This is a genomic window from Hymenobacter nivis, assembly GCF_003149515.1.
GTDB lineage: Bacteria > Bacteroidota > Bacteroidia > Cytophagales > Hymenobacteraceae > Hymenobacter > Hymenobacter nivis.
This window is the reverse complement of record NZ_CP029145.1, coordinates 2,450,254-2,462,605: the sequence shown is the minus strand read 5'-3', so window position 1 is coordinate 2,462,605 and position 12,352 is coordinate 2,450,254. Positions and strand designations below refer to the sequence as shown.

Annotated in this window: 12 protein-coding genes; 1 reads left to right on the top strand and 11 read right to left on the bottom strand. The window is 64.4% G+C overall.

The window, feature by feature from the left end; all coding sequences use genetic code 11:
- Window positions 1-374 precede the first annotated feature (374 nt).
- The 8 genes from prfB to DDQ68_RS10860 all read right to left on the bottom strand — a co-directional run bounded on the left by prfB (window position 375) and on the right by DDQ68_RS10860 (window position 8,895).
- Window positions 375-1,452 (bottom strand): peptide chain release factor 2 gene (prfB, locus tag DDQ68_RS10895; protein WP_211320264.1). Its coding sequence is split into 2 segments (ribosomal slippage): window positions 375-1,400 and window positions 1,402-1,452, totalling 1,077 coding nucleotides; the frame shifts between segments, so codons are not numbered across the junction.
- 255 nt (window positions 1,453-1,707) lie between these two features.
- Window positions 1,708-2,778, bottom strand: coding sequence for a branched-chain amino acid aminotransferase (locus DDQ68_RS10890; protein WP_109656324.1), 1,071 nt, complete (start codon window positions 2,776-2,778; stop codon window positions 1,708-1,710).
- Between the two features lie 81 nt (window positions 2,779-2,859).
- A complete protein-coding gene (locus tag DDQ68_RS10885) occupies window positions 2,860-3,408 on the bottom strand; it encodes a cob(I)yrinic acid a,c-diamide adenosyltransferase (protein WP_109656323.1) in 549 nt (182 codons plus the stop codon).
- Between the two features lie 170 nt (window positions 3,409-3,578).
- Complete coding sequence (locus DDQ68_RS10880) at window positions 3,579-4,295, bottom strand: ABC transporter ATP-binding protein (RefSeq protein ID WP_109656322.1); 717 nt, start codon at window positions 4,293-4,295, stop codon at window positions 3,579-3,581.
- Window positions 4,296-4,327: 32 nt separating this feature from the next.
- Complete coding sequence (locus tag DDQ68_RS10875; protein WP_109656321.1) at window positions 4,328-7,057, bottom strand: hypothetical protein; 2,730 nt, start codon at window positions 7,055-7,057, stop codon at window positions 4,328-4,330.
- Complete coding sequence (gene gatC, locus DDQ68_RS10870; RefSeq protein WP_109656320.1) at window positions 7,058-7,345, bottom strand: Asp-tRNA(Asn)/Glu-tRNA(Gln) amidotransferase subunit GatC; 288 nt, start codon at window positions 7,343-7,345, stop codon at window positions 7,058-7,060.
- 181 nt (window positions 7,346-7,526) lie between these two features.
- A complete protein-coding gene (locus DDQ68_RS24280; RefSeq protein WP_109656319.1) occupies window positions 7,527-8,303 on the bottom strand; it encodes a lysophospholipid acyltransferase family protein in 777 nt (258 codons plus the stop codon).
- A gap of 13 nt (window positions 8,304-8,316) precedes the next feature.
- On the bottom strand, window positions 8,317-8,895 hold the full coding sequence (locus tag DDQ68_RS10860) for an NUDIX domain-containing protein (protein ID WP_109656318.1): 579 nt from the start codon (window positions 8,893-8,895) through the stop codon (window positions 8,317-8,319).
- A gap of 400 nt (window positions 8,896-9,295) precedes the next feature.
- Here DDQ68_RS10860 and DDQ68_RS10855 point away from each other — a divergent pair, with 400 nt between their 5' ends.
- Window positions 9,296-9,565, top strand: coding sequence for a hypothetical protein (locus tag DDQ68_RS10855; protein ID WP_109656317.1), 270 nt, complete (start codon window positions 9,296-9,298; stop codon window positions 9,563-9,565).
- Window positions 9,566-9,677: 112 nt separating this feature from the next.
- Here DDQ68_RS10855 and rnhB read toward each other — a convergent pair whose 3' ends face one another.
- Genes rnhB through DDQ68_RS10840 form a run of 3 tightly spaced genes read right to left on the bottom strand, consistent with a single transcriptional unit; the run spans window position 9,678 to window position 12,315 of the window.
- Complete coding sequence (rnhB, locus tag DDQ68_RS10850; protein ID WP_245897410.1) at window positions 9,678-10,277, bottom strand: ribonuclease HII; 600 nt, start codon at window positions 10,275-10,277, stop codon at window positions 9,678-9,680.
- Complete coding sequence (locus tag DDQ68_RS10845; RefSeq protein WP_109656316.1) at window positions 10,274-10,714, bottom strand: response regulator; 441 nt, start codon at window positions 10,712-10,714, stop codon at window positions 10,274-10,276. The genes rnhB and DDQ68_RS10845 overlap by 4 nt, the downstream gene beginning before the upstream one ends.
- 53 nt (window positions 10,715-10,767) lie before the next feature.
- Entirely contained in the window at window positions 10,768-12,315 is a 1,548-nt protein-coding gene (locus DDQ68_RS10840) for a sensor histidine kinase (RefSeq protein ID WP_109656315.1), read from the bottom strand.
- Between the last annotated feature and the right edge of the window lie 37 nt (window positions 12,316-12,352).

The window sequence follows — 12,352 nt, the reverse complement described above, 5'->3', positions numbered from 1 at the left end:
AAATTGTTATGCTGGCTAAAAGTATGACGAATGCGCGAGAAAAAATCTTCTTCATTATAAAAATAGTAATTCTCTACATAAAAAAGAGAAAAATTATTAAACTGATAATAGCTTAAGTGCTTGTGTATATGAATTTTATTTTGGTTTATTACCTCCAAAAAGAAGGTGGTTGACCGTAGTTGTTAAAAAGTTAGCTCGTTGGAAATAAATAATTGGCGCATAATGTATTTTATTTCGAGTGCGAATGTAATTACGAGATTGGGCTTACCTTATCTCTGGTAATACCTTATGCGTCAGTGCTCCCCTGTTTCTACGGAAACAGTTGTCTGGCCGCCAGCCCCGGCGGGCTTGCTTTGGGGAAGGCAATGGGGCCCCTAGTGCTGCATCAAAAAGCCTTTGATATATTCATCTAGGTCGCCGTCGAGCACGTTTTGCACGTCGGTGCGCTCGATGCCGGTGCGCAAGTCTTTGATGAGCTTGTAGGGGTGCAGCACGTAGTTGCGGATTTGGGAGCCGAAGTCGATGCGCTTTTTGGTAGCTTCGATTTTGTCGCGCTCGGCGTGGCGCTTGTCTATCTCCACTTGGTAGAGGCGTGAGCGGAGCATGCGCAGGGCGTGCTCCTTATTCATGAGCTGGCTGCGCTCAATTTGCACGGCAATGACGATGCCCGACGGGGCGTGGGTGAGGCGTACGGCAGTTTCGACCTTATTCACGTTCTGGCCGCCCGCGCCGCCGGCCCGGAACGTGTCCCAGGAAATGTCGGCGGGGTTGATGTCGATGACAATTGTGTCGTCGACCACGGGGTAGGCAAATACCGACGCGAACGAGGTGTGCCGCCGGCCGCTGCTATCGAACGGCGACATGCGCACGAGGCGGTGCACGCCAATCTCGCTCTTGAGGTAGCCGTAGGCGAAAGGCCCATCGATTTCCAGCGAGGCCGACTTGATGCCGGCGCCCTCGCCGGGCTGGTAGCTGAGTTGGCGCACACCGAAGCCGTGGCGCTCGCCCCACATGATGTACATGCGCATGAGCATCTCGGCCCAGTCCTGGCTTTCGGTGCCGCCCGCGCCGGGGTTGATTTCGATGACGGCCGGCAGCTGGTCTTCCTCGTTGGAGAGCATCTGCTTGAATTCCAGGGCCTCTACTTTCTGCTGGGCCCTGTCGAATTCAGCCTGGAGCTCGGCCTCGGTTGCCTCGCCTTCCTTGTAGAAGTCGAAGAGCACTTCGACGTCGGCCACGGCGTGTTGCACGGCCTCGAAGTCGTCGGTCCAGGTCTTGACGGCCTTGATTTCGCGGAGCTTGGTTTCGGCTGCCTTGGAGTCGTCCCAGAAGTCGGGGGCGAGGGTTTCGGCTTCGGCCGCGGTCACTTGTTCTTTGCGGGTATCGTAGTCAAAGATACCTCCTTAGGGCCTCGGCGCGGCCCTTCAAGTCCCGCACGTGGTCTTGAGTCATTCTTAGGAGTGTTGAATGGGATGGGTGGAGTTTGAACGGGCAAAGGTCCGCAAAAAAAAGGCAGCCGGCCCGTTACGGGGCCGGCTGCCTTTTTTGCATTGCTGAAATCAGAACGTCATGCTCACCTGGCGTCCGCGCGCCGAAGCATCTCTCCCGCTCACTAATCATGATTTACTGCTGCGGGAGAGATGCTTCGGCAAGCGGACGCCAGGTGAGCATGACGTTCTTTTATGTAAAACAGATTTCCCGAATCAACTATTCGTCTACCTGTACCATCCAGCCGTGCGGGTCGGCGGCCTGGCCGCTACGAATGGCCGCGAGGGCCGCGCTGATTTGCTTCGACAGCGCGTCGGGGCCCGGGATGGGCAGCTCGTAGTCGTGGCCCTCGTAGCCGATAACGGCGATGGGGGCGATGGTGGCCGCTGTGCCCACGCCGAAGGCTTCTTGCAGCGTGCCGGCCTGCAGGGCCCCAATGACTTCGCGGCTGCTCACGCGGCGCTCTTCCACGGGCACGCCCATGTCGTGGGCTAGCTGGAGCACCGAGCGGCGCGTGATGCCGTCGAGGATGGACGTGCTGAGTGACGGGGTAATAAGCTTACCATCAATAATAAATACGATGTTCATCGTGCCCGATTCCTCCACGTACCGGTGCTCCGAGGCATCGGTCCAGATGAGCTGGTTGTAGCCTTCCTGCTGGGCCAGCTTGGTGGGGTACATGGCGGCACCGTAGTTGCCCGCGTTTTTGGCGAAGCCCGCGCCGCCCTCAGCCGAGCGCACGTACTTCTGCTCGAAGCGCACGCGCAGCGGCTTGCTGTAGTACAGGTCGACCGGGCAGGTGATGATGGAGAACAGGTAGGTTTCGGAAGGGCGCACGCCCAGCATGCCGTCGGTGGCAAACATGAAGGGGCGAATGTAGAGGGCCCCGCCAGCCACCTTGGGCAGCCAGTGCGCATCGAGGCTCACCAACTCCTTAAGGCCCTGCATGAACAGCTCCTCAGGAATGGGGGGCATGCACATGCGCTCGGCCGAGGCGTTGAGGCGGGCCCAGTTGTCGAGGGGCCGGAACAGGGCCACGCCACCGTCGGCGATGGGGTAGGCCTTCATGCCCTCAAAAATGGCCTGGCCATAGTGCAGGGCCGAGTTAGCTGGGCTCACGGGCAGGTCGCCGAAGGGCAAAATCTGGGCATTGTGCCACTCGCCACCGCGGTACTCGGCCAGGAACATGTGGTCGGAAAACACTTTGCCGAACTCCAGCGGAGTGGCGTCGCGCTCAGCAATGCGAGAGGCATCGGTGCGCTGGGTGCGAATGGCGAGGGTGTCGAGCATAAACTGAAGGAGTAACGAACGAAGAACGGGTGGGTGGGATGATGGCAAAGGTAAGGCCGGGGCCCCAGCCGATCGGGTGGGTTATACCCGGGCCTTCCAGGTTACTTCCTCCACGCCCAGCTCGTGGGCCATGTAGCGGCTCAGCACGAAGAGGTAATCGGAGAGGCGGTTGAGGTATATCACCACCAAATCGGCCACGAACGATTCCTCGCGCAGGTGAATGGCCAGGCGCTCGGCCCGGCGGCACACGCAGCGGGCCACGTGGGCCATGCTCACGGCGGGGTGGCCGCCGGGCAGGATGAAGGCCCGCAGCTCGGGCAGCTCCTCGTTCATGCGGTCCATCTCGTCCTCCAGCAGCTTCACGTCGGCGTCGTGCAGGTCGGGCAGTTTCATGCGCGACTTCTCGGGGTCGGCGGCCAGGGCCGAGCCGATGGTGAACAGCCGGTCCTGTAGCTCCTTCAGCAGCGGCCGGCGCGGGGCGTTGATGTCCTGGTCGCGTAGCAGGCCCACGTGCGAATTCAACTCGTCGACGGTGCCGTAGACGTCAATGCGCAGGCTGCCTTTGGATACGCGGGTGCCGCCGATAAGCGAGGTGAGGCCTTGGTCGCCGGTGCGGGTGTAGATTTTCATGGTTTAGCTAATCGAGTTGCCTAAAAAATATCTGATGAAAGAAGGCCGTCATGCTCATCTGGTGTCCGCGCAGCCGAAGCATCTCTCCCGCGGTAGTAAATAATTAGTTGAGCAGTAGAGATGCTTCGACAAGCTCAGCATGATGGTCTCTTTCCAGCTCAGCAATTCACTCACCCGGGCACCGTGTGGATGGCTACTTCCGTGTTCACTTCGTCGGTTTCCACCAAGCCGTCGCGCAGGCGCACGATGCGGTGGGCGTAGCGGGCAATGTCCTCTTCGTGCGTTACCATGATGATGGTGTTGCCCTTGGCGTACAGCGCCTCGAACAAATCCATGATTTCGTAGCTCGTTTTGCTGTCGAGGTTACCGGTGGGTTCGTCGGCCAGGATAATGCTGGGGTTGTTGACCAGGGCCCTGGCGATGGCCACGCGCTGGCGCTGGCCGCCGCTGAGCTCGTTGGGGCGGTGCTTGGCGCGGTCGCCCAGGCCCACGCTCTGCAGCGCGTGCATGGCCCGCTCGTCGCGCTCGCGCTTGCCATAGCCGGCGTAAATCAGCGGCAGGGCCACATTGTCGAGCGATGAGGCGCGGGGCAGCAGGTTGAAGGTTTGGAAAACGAAGCCAATTTCTTTGTTGCGCACCTCGGCCAGGGCGTTGTCGCTCATGCGGCTCACGTCCTGCCCGTTGAGGATGTACTGGCCGCCGCTGGGTGTGTCGAGGCAGCCTACAATGTTCATCAGCGTGGACTTGCCCGAGCCCGAGGGGCCCATAAACGCCACGTACTCGCCGCGCGGAATGGTGATGCTGATGGAGCGCAGGGCGTGAATCTCCTCGGTACCCATGCGGTACATCCGGGAAATATTGTGGGTTTCGATGACGTTTGGTTGCATAAGCGGGGGCGAAAAACGGTCGAAATAAACGCTTAAAAAGTCGCGTGGGCCGCCCGGCGCGCCGCAAACTGCGCTTGAAGCGCCGCAAAGGCCGGCGCCGGCAGCTGCTGGCGCACCCGAGCCAGGGCGTCGGTGGCGTAATCGAACAAGCCCGCGTCGGCCGCGGCCAGCACGTAGGCTTGCAACAGCGCCAGCGAGCCGGGGTTTTCGGCCAGGCCCATTTGCAAGGAGGTGTAGGCCGCCGAGTAGTCGCGCCGCTGGGTGTAGAAGGCCGCCGCCGCCAGCACCGCTGGCTCGTTGAACGGGGCTTCGCGCACGATGCGCTGGTATAAGGCTGCCGCCTGGGGCCCCGTGCCGGCTGCCCGTGCCTGCGCCAACCAGGCCGTTCCCGCCCGCGGGTAATGCGCGGCAAACGCGGTACGCCATTGGTTTATATCGGCCCCGGGCAGGGCCCCCGCCAGGGGCCCAGCGGCGCGGCGCAACGCCGTATCAGGCGCCGCCGCGATGCGGGCCAGCACGGCGCGGGCCGCATCGACTTGGCCGGCCAGGAGCAGGGCCCCAGCGCGGGCCAGCGGGGCAGTGGTGGCGCCGTGCTCGGCAGCCAGGGCCAGCTGGTCGGCCGCCGTGGCGAACTGGCTCTGCTGCAATTGCCACAGGCCCAGCAGCTGCTGGTAGTAGCCGGCCGTGGCGCTGGTACCCGCCGCCAGCGGGGCCAGCAGTTGCCGGGCCACCTGCTCCTGCCCCAGCGCGTGCCGCGTAAGGGCCTGCAAAAACAGCAGCTGCTCGTAGTAGGGTGCGTTGGCCGGGCGGGCGGCCAGGCGCGTGAGCAGCGGCAGCAGCGCGGGGCGCGCCTGGCCGGCCGCCGCCAGCGCCGCGTGGTACACCGCCGCAAACTGCGCCGCGTCGAGGTCGCCGTCGGCCACGCTGGGGGCCCCGGCCGCGGGCCGGTGTTGCAGCAGCCGCAGTAGCAGCAGGTTGCTGGCCAGGGCTGGCTCGGCGGCCGTGGGCTGGAAGCCAGCGGCCAGCTTCTGGGCGTCGGGGAGCAGGTTTTGCTGCAGCAAAAAGGCCAGGCGGTTGGTGCGGCTGGGGTAGGAGCCGGGGGCCAGGCGCTCGGCACGGTCCAGGTAAATGGCCACCGAATCGGTGAGGGCCGTTTGGGTGAACAGCTGGGCCAGGTCGCCGGCCAGGGCAGCACTGCCGGGCTGGCGGCGCAGGCCCTGGCGCAGGGCATCGAGGTTGTCGAACAAGTCTTGGGGCGCGGTGCCGAGGGCCGCCACGCGCAGCGATACCTTCTCGTTGGGGGCGGGCAGCAGGGCCCGGCGCAGGGCGTTCAGCTCGTTCTGGCGCTGCTCGCGGAAGCGATATAGAGCCGCCCGGCCCAGCTGGGCATGCAGGTTGTTGCGGGCGAGCACGTCGCCGCTTTCGGCGTAGTAGCGCTCGGCCAGCAAGGCCAGGCCGAGGTCGTCGGGGTGGGTCTCGCTCTGGCGGCGGCCCAGGTCGCCGAGGTAATTAAACATGCCGGCGCGCACCTGCGCCAGCAGTGGCCAGTCGAGGCGCAGCTGCACGGCCAGCAGGGCCCCCAGGCCCAGCACGTACACCGTGTAGAACGGCAGTCGCCGCGGCGCAAACGCCACCCGGTACACCGGTAGCCGCTGCCGCACCAGGGGCCCAAAATTAATCAGCACGTACCCAAAAAAGGCGAACCCCAGCCCCAGCAGCGCCAGGCCGCTGAAGCCGCGCGCCGCCGCCAGCAGCGGCGTGTTATCCGTAGCTAGGGCGTAGGCCAGGGTGCCGCCGCCGGCCATCAGCAGCAGCGGGTAGAACTGGGCCACGCCCGGCGCGTGGGGCACCCAGGCGGCGTAGCTGGGGGCCCGCAGGCGCAGGCCCAGCCCGCCCACCAGCACGGCCGGCAGCAGCAGCACTAGCGGGTCGAGGCCCACGCTGCGGTACAGCGTCAGCTGCCCGTCGGTCCAGAACCAGGCAGCCAGCAGGCCGATGTACACCAGGCTGGCCCCCACGAAGGGTCCCAGGCCCGTGCCCGTCGAGCCCCCACGGCCGGCCAGCCACAGCAGGCCGCGCACGTTCTCAATGCCCACCCACAGCACCAGCGCCGCCACCAGCACCGCCCCGCTCGGGGTGGCGTAGGCCGCCAGGTGCAGCGCTAATTCAGCGGGTGGTAGCTGGCCGCGGAAGAATAATAGGGCCCCCAGCCCGGCCACCAACGCCGCGCACAGCGCCACGCGCCCGGCCAGTGGCACCCGCTCGCCGTAGGCGTGTAGCCCGAAGGCCAGCCCGCCCACCAGCGCCAGGCTCAGGGCTAGGAAATACTGTTTTTCCATCGAAAAAACGCCCACTAAGTCCAGGTTGAGCGACATCAGCAGGAAGATGACCGGCACCAGTGCCGCCACGAAGGCCGTGCGCCGCAGCGTGGTGGCCACCGCCACCCAGCCCGCCAGGGCCCCCGCCAGCAGCGCCACCAGCCACGTGGCGGCGGCCGGCTGCACGAAGGGCCCCGCCAGGTCGTGCGTCAAGCTCACCACGAAGCCGCTGGCCTGCACGGGCAGCGCCAGGGGCCCCACGGCCAGGGTTTGCAGGGTGAGGGGCTGGGCCAGCAGGTGCGGCACCAGCACCAGTGGCAACGTGGCGGCTGGCCCCGTGAAGTAGTAGTAAACCGCCAAACCTACGGCCAGCGCCGCCAGCCCGGCCAGCGGCCGGGGCCGCCAGGCACGGCCGGGGCCCCCGGGAAGTGCAGGAGGCGCCAACTAGTCGAGCACTTTGGGCACCCGGAAGTAGTCCGAATCCTTGCGCGGAGCGTTGCGCAGGCCCTCTTGGTGGCTCACGGTGTTGTGGCCTTCGTCGTCGCGCAATACGTTGATTTCCTGCGATAAATGCACCAGCGGCTCCACGTCGGTCGTGTCCACGGTCTCCAGCTGGGCCACAAAGTCGAGGATGTTGTTCAGGTCGCCGAGCATCTGCTGCTCGTGGGCGGTGTCAAATTCGAGGCGGGCCAGATGGGCGAGGCCGCGCAGGGTGGCTAGGTCGGTGCTCATTTTTGGAGTTATGAGTTAAAAGTTATGAGTTAAGCAAGGCCGTCATGCTGAGCGCAGCCGAAGCATCTCTACCGCTTCGTTGAATCGATTGAGTTAGTTAAGCGGTAGAGATGCTTCGGCTGCGCTCAGCATGACTATTCTTTTAAGTGTCTTAGTATTTACACTTTACCAATTAGCCACTTCACCGCCAGGTGCTGGGGCCCGGTTTCTCGGCGCCTTCGGGCAGGAAGTCGGCAGTGAGTAGGGCGGCCACGCGGGCCTTGAGGGCGGGCACGTCGGCGGCGGTGAGGCCGGCGGTGGAAATGGCGGGGTGGAACACAATTTTGAGGCGGTGGTGGCGCACCCGCAGGCTGCCCTTCACGTCGGGCATGAACAGGTGGTTCAGGGGCATCCCTACCGGCACGATGGGCACACCGGCGGCAATGGCCAGCTGAAAAGCGCCGTCCTGAAACGGCAGCAGCTCGCGGCCGGGCGTGGGCGAAATGCGCCCTTCGGCAAAAATGGCGATGCTGCGCCCGGCGGCCAGGCCCTGGCGGGCCGCCACCAGGGCCCGGCCGCGGCTCACGGCACTGGCCCGGTCCACGGTGATGTAGACCTTGGCGAACAGGGGCCCCCACAGTGGTACCTTAGCCAGCGAAAGCTTGCCCATCATGTTGAGGTAGCCGGGTATCGTTTTAAACATCAACATGATGTCGATGTACGAGCCGTGGTTGGCCACGTACACGCAGGGGCTGGGCAGGGGCCCCGCCTCCTCGTGGATTTCCTCAATCGGCACGCCCCACAGCGCCATCGAGAACGTGGCCCAGCCGCTGTAAATGCGGTGCAGCCCGGGGTAGCCGGCCGGCGAGCGCCCCAGCCACCGCTGCCAGGGGTACGTGACCACGAACGGCAGCATGAACCAAAACGTGGCCCAGGTGGTGTAGAGGCGATGGCCCAGGTAGCGAAGCAAGTGGCGCATAGTCCGGGCAAAGTTAGCCCGTAGCGCGCGCCGCCAAAATGCGCTCGGCCTTCAGCAGGCCCGCCACGCTGATGCCGTCGGTGATGCGGTCGGTCATAGCCATGCGCACGGCCTCGGCCAGGGGCAGCTTCCAGAGGCGCAAGTCCTCAGTTTCTTCGGGCTCGGTTTCGCCCAGCGTCAGCTCCTCGGCCAGGTACACGAAACCCTCTTCGTCGGTCACGGAGTTGGAGGTGTGCAGGCGGGCAATGCGCGTCCAGCGGGCGGCCAGCAGGCCGGTTTCCTCGCGCAGCTCGCGCTGGGCCGATTCCAGCACGTCGAGCTCCACGGGGCCCCCGCCCATCGGAATCTCCCAGCTGTACTCGCTGAGCGGGTAGCGGTACTGGCCCACGAGCCAAGTGTTGCCCTCGGCGTCGACGGGAATGATGCCGATGGCTTTGTTCTTCATGCTCACCACGCCGTAGATGCCGGGCCCCCCGGCGGGGTTCAGTACTTGGTCTTCACGTACTGAAATCCAGGGATTTTGGTATTTCACGGCACTGCTCAGCACGCGCCAGGGGTTGTGGGTTTCGTCGAATTCGGCGTTGGAAGGCATGGGCGCGGGCGGCGCGGGTATGGGCCGCGCACCCGGCAAAACTACGCGGTGCCCGCCGCCATGGCGCCATTCGGCGAGGAATATTACCCTTTGGCAGAGGATAGTACCAAATTGGTCTAAATGAATGAACAACAATCCAAAGTCCGCTGTAAGTTTGTTTCTATAAGTGCCCCGCACGGGCTGGAAATGTGGAAAGGAAGGACCTCTCGTGCGCTGGTGGGGTTGGCCAAAAAGCTGGGGTAGACAGCTTCCGGCCGGCCCTGCTGCTTATAAGGCCGTTGCCCTCGGGCAACGGCCTTTTTTTGTGCTCGTTTGGGACCGACGGATGAACCTGAGTTAGCCGACCGTCGTATTCAAGAACGGAATCGGCCGTCTATTTCCCGGTCGCTATCCCTTCACTATGTCAACCAGCTCCAAACAACCCGCCGATAACGAAAACATTCCACCCATACCCACCGAGGGCGACCCGCTCCTCACGCTGCACTTCGCCCAGGCCGAAGCCGCGCTGGCTGAGAAAAACGGTGGCCTCGGCCCGACTACCAATGTCTACGTGACCAATGAGGAAGAAGCAAACATCGACGAGGCCATGGTGCCGCGCGATAGCCAGGGTTTTGTGCGCGGCGAGGATGACCCAGACGTGATTGGCAGTAATGCCGGCGGCCACAAGTAGTCCTAAGCATAGCCGCAATCATTCCGAAAATTGCGAACCGCGGGGGCCTGCGGGCAGCCACAATGGCTGCCCGCAGGCCCCCGCTCAGTTAAAACCATTTCAGGCCAGCGCTTTACAGCAGCCGGAACCCCAGCCGGTGCCGCGACGACGGCCCGTGGGCCCGGATAGCGGCCCGGTGGGCGGCGGTGGGGTAGCCCGCATTCCGGGCCCAGCCGTAGGCGGGAAACTCGCGGTCGAGGGCGGCCATGCGCTCGTCGCGGAAGGTTTTGGCGAGCACCGAGGCGGCGGCAATGCTGCGGTACCGGCCGTCGCCGCCCACCACGCAGGTATGGGCAAACCCATCGAGGGGCCGGAAGCGGTTGCCGTCGACCAACAGGTGGGCCGGCACCACGGGCAGCGCGGCCACGGCCCGGTGCATGGCCAGGTAGCTGGCCTGGGCAATATTCAGGGCCCCAATCTCTTCTTCCGAGGCCTCGCCCACGGCCCAGGCCACGGCTTCGGCGCAGATGAGCGGGCGCAACAGTTCGCGCTGCCGGGCGCTGAGCTGCTTGGAATCGCGCAGCAGGGGCGGGGCAAAACCGGGCGGCAAAATGACCGCTGCCGCAAACACGGGCCCCGCCAGGCAGCCCCGCCCGGCCTCGTCGAGGCCGGCTTCGAGCGGCAGGCCGGTGCGGGTGGCCAGTAGCGCCGGCCGGGGCCCCGGGGCCCTCACCGCTTCAGCCGAATCAGGTCGAGGAACAGGCTGAAGCCATCAACGCTGGTGCCGCCTTCGCCGAAGGTTTCGAAGCTCAGGGGCTTGATGATGTAGCCGCTCACGGCTAGCTGCCGGGCCTTGAAGCGGTCCGAATCCAGGTCGGAAGTGGTCATGATGAACACGTTCAAATCCGCAAACTCGGGGTCGGCGCGCAGGACATCCAGCAGCTCCAGGCCGTTCATGCGGGGCATGTTGATGTCGAGCATCACCAGGCTGGGCTTGGCAATTTTTTCCTGGCCGTTCTCGCCGCGCAGCAGGTCCAGGGCCTCGCGGCCGTTGCGGGCGTGCGTGAGCGGCACTTCAATGTGCTGGCGGCGCAGCTCGCGCTGTACGTTCATGACGTCCATCTGGTCGTCTTCAACTAACAGGATGCTCGGGGTGGATTCGGGGGACATAAGCGAAAAAGTAAACCGGCGGGGCCGGGGTGTGGAAGGGCAAAGCAATGGCCCTATGCGGCCAGGGCGGGCGTGGTGGCGTAGTCCTTGGCGGGTTTGGCTTGGGTGCTGGGCGGCTGTTTGGGCCAGGTGAAAGCGAAGGTGGCGCCCTGCCCGGGCACCGATTCGACGCCGATGGTGCCGCCCTGGCGTTCCACAATCTTCTTCACAATGGCTAGGCCCACGCCGGTGCTCTCCAGCGTATCGCGCTCAACCAGGGTTTGGAAAATGACGAAAATCCGCTCGTGGTATTCCGCCGCGATACCCGGCCCGTCGTCCGTCACCGAGAAGCGGTAGAAGTCGCCCGCGTCGTCGCAGCCAATGGTGATGTTGGCCTGCTCGGGGTGCTCGTGGTACTTCACAGCGTTGCTGATGAGGTTGGTGAGCACCTGCTCCAGCTGCACCCGCGTGGTGACGAGGGTGGGCAAAAAGAACGGTAGCTCGAAGTGCAGGCCCGCGGGCAGGTTGAGGTTGGCCGCAATTTCGCGCAGCAGCTGGCGCACAAACACCGTTTCGTGCACTTCCGTCACGCGGCCCACCCGCGCCAGGTCGAGAATGCCGGTGATAAGGTTTTCCATGCGGTGCACCCGCTGGCGCATCAGCCCCAGAAACTCGCGCACGTGGGCCGGCAGCTTGTCGGGTCCCATGTCTTCTTCAATCCAGCGTGAGGCGCTTTCAATGCCGCGCAGGGGCGCTTTCAAGTCGTGCGACACCACGTAGGCGAACTGGTCCAACTCGCGGTTGCGGGCTTCGAGCTGGCCGATGCTGGTATTCACGGTGCGCCCCAGGCCGTTGAGGGCCCCGGTGAGTACGCTCAGCTCGTCCTGGTTGTCGTCGAGGAGCTGGGCGTCGTAGTCGCCGGCGGCGAGGCGGCGGGCCAAGCGCACCAGCCCGCCGAGCCGCCGCGTGAGCAGCCGCATTAGGTACACGGCCCAGGCTAGCCCGAGTACCAGTGCCGCCACGGCCGCACTTACCGAAATCCATTGGGCCCGGTTGATACTGGCGTCGCGTCGCGTATCGAGCTGGCGGCGGGTGGCGTTTTCCACTACGTCGAACTGGCCGAGGTGAAAGCGCACGTTGTCCATAATTTGCTTGCCCGTGAGGCCCTCCACCAGCCGGCGGTGAGGCAGGCCCGCCAGTGCTTCCATGTTGGGATTTTTCGCGTGCACCCGGCGTTTTTCCACGATGATGAGGTGCGCGTACGCGCTCCACTGCCGAAACAGGCGCTGCGAGCGGTTGAGGTGGCCCACCTGCGCCGGGTCGTGGGCCACCAGGGTGCGCAGGTCGCTGAAGCGGCCTACCAGCTGCCGCTCGCCCTGGTAGTAAGGGTCGAGCGATTCTTCGTCGCCCGAAAGCAGGTAGCCGCGGAAGCCGGTTTCCATGTCCACAATGTTGCGCAGCAGGCCGTTGGCTCCTTCCGATACGCGCTCCGACGCTGCCACGGCCCGGGCATTGCTCACCACTTGCACGGCCAGCCGGTAGTTTACGAACAGCACCGCCGCAAACAGCCCCAGCAGCAGCAGAATGCCGGCAAATAATTTGGTACTTAGCTTGATCTTCATGGAGTTACCGGGCCGCAGGCCCGGCGCTGAATAGGGT

Excerpts from the sequence above, each read along its gene's own strand:
- gatC (WP_109656320.1), bottom strand. The coding sequence starts at position 7,345 with ATGAGCACCGACCTAGCCACCCTGCGCGGCCTCGCCCATCTGGCCCGC.
- DDQ68_RS10885 (WP_109656323.1), bottom strand. The coding sequence starts at position 3,408 with ATGAAAATCTACACCCGCACCGGCGACCAAGGCCTCACCTCGCTTATC.
- DDQ68_RS10860 (WP_109656318.1), bottom strand. The coding sequence starts at position 8,895 with ATGCCTTCCAACGCCGAATTCGACGAAACCCACAACCCCTGGCGCGTG.
- DDQ68_RS10845 (WP_109656316.1), bottom strand. The coding sequence starts at position 10,714 with ATGTCCCCCGAATCCACCCCGAGCATCCTGTTAGTTGAAGACGACCAG.
- DDQ68_RS10890 (WP_109656324.1), bottom strand. The coding sequence starts at position 2,778 with ATGCTCGACACCCTCGCCATTCGCACCCAGCGCACCGATGCCTCTCGC.
- DDQ68_RS24280 (WP_109656319.1), bottom strand. The coding sequence starts at position 8,303 with ATGCGCCACTTGCTTCGCTACCTGGGCCATCGCCTCTACACCACCTGG.
- DDQ68_RS10880 (WP_109656322.1), bottom strand. The coding sequence starts at position 4,295 with ATGCAACCAAACGTCATCGAAACCCACAATATTTCCCGGATGTACCGC.
- DDQ68_RS10855 (WP_109656317.1), top strand. The coding sequence starts at position 9,296 with ATGTCAACCAGCTCCAAACAACCCGCCGATAACGAAAACATTCCACCC.
- DDQ68_RS10840 (WP_109656315.1), bottom strand. The coding sequence starts at position 12,315 with ATGAAGATCAAGCTAAGTACCAAATTATTTGCCGGCATTCTGCTGCTG.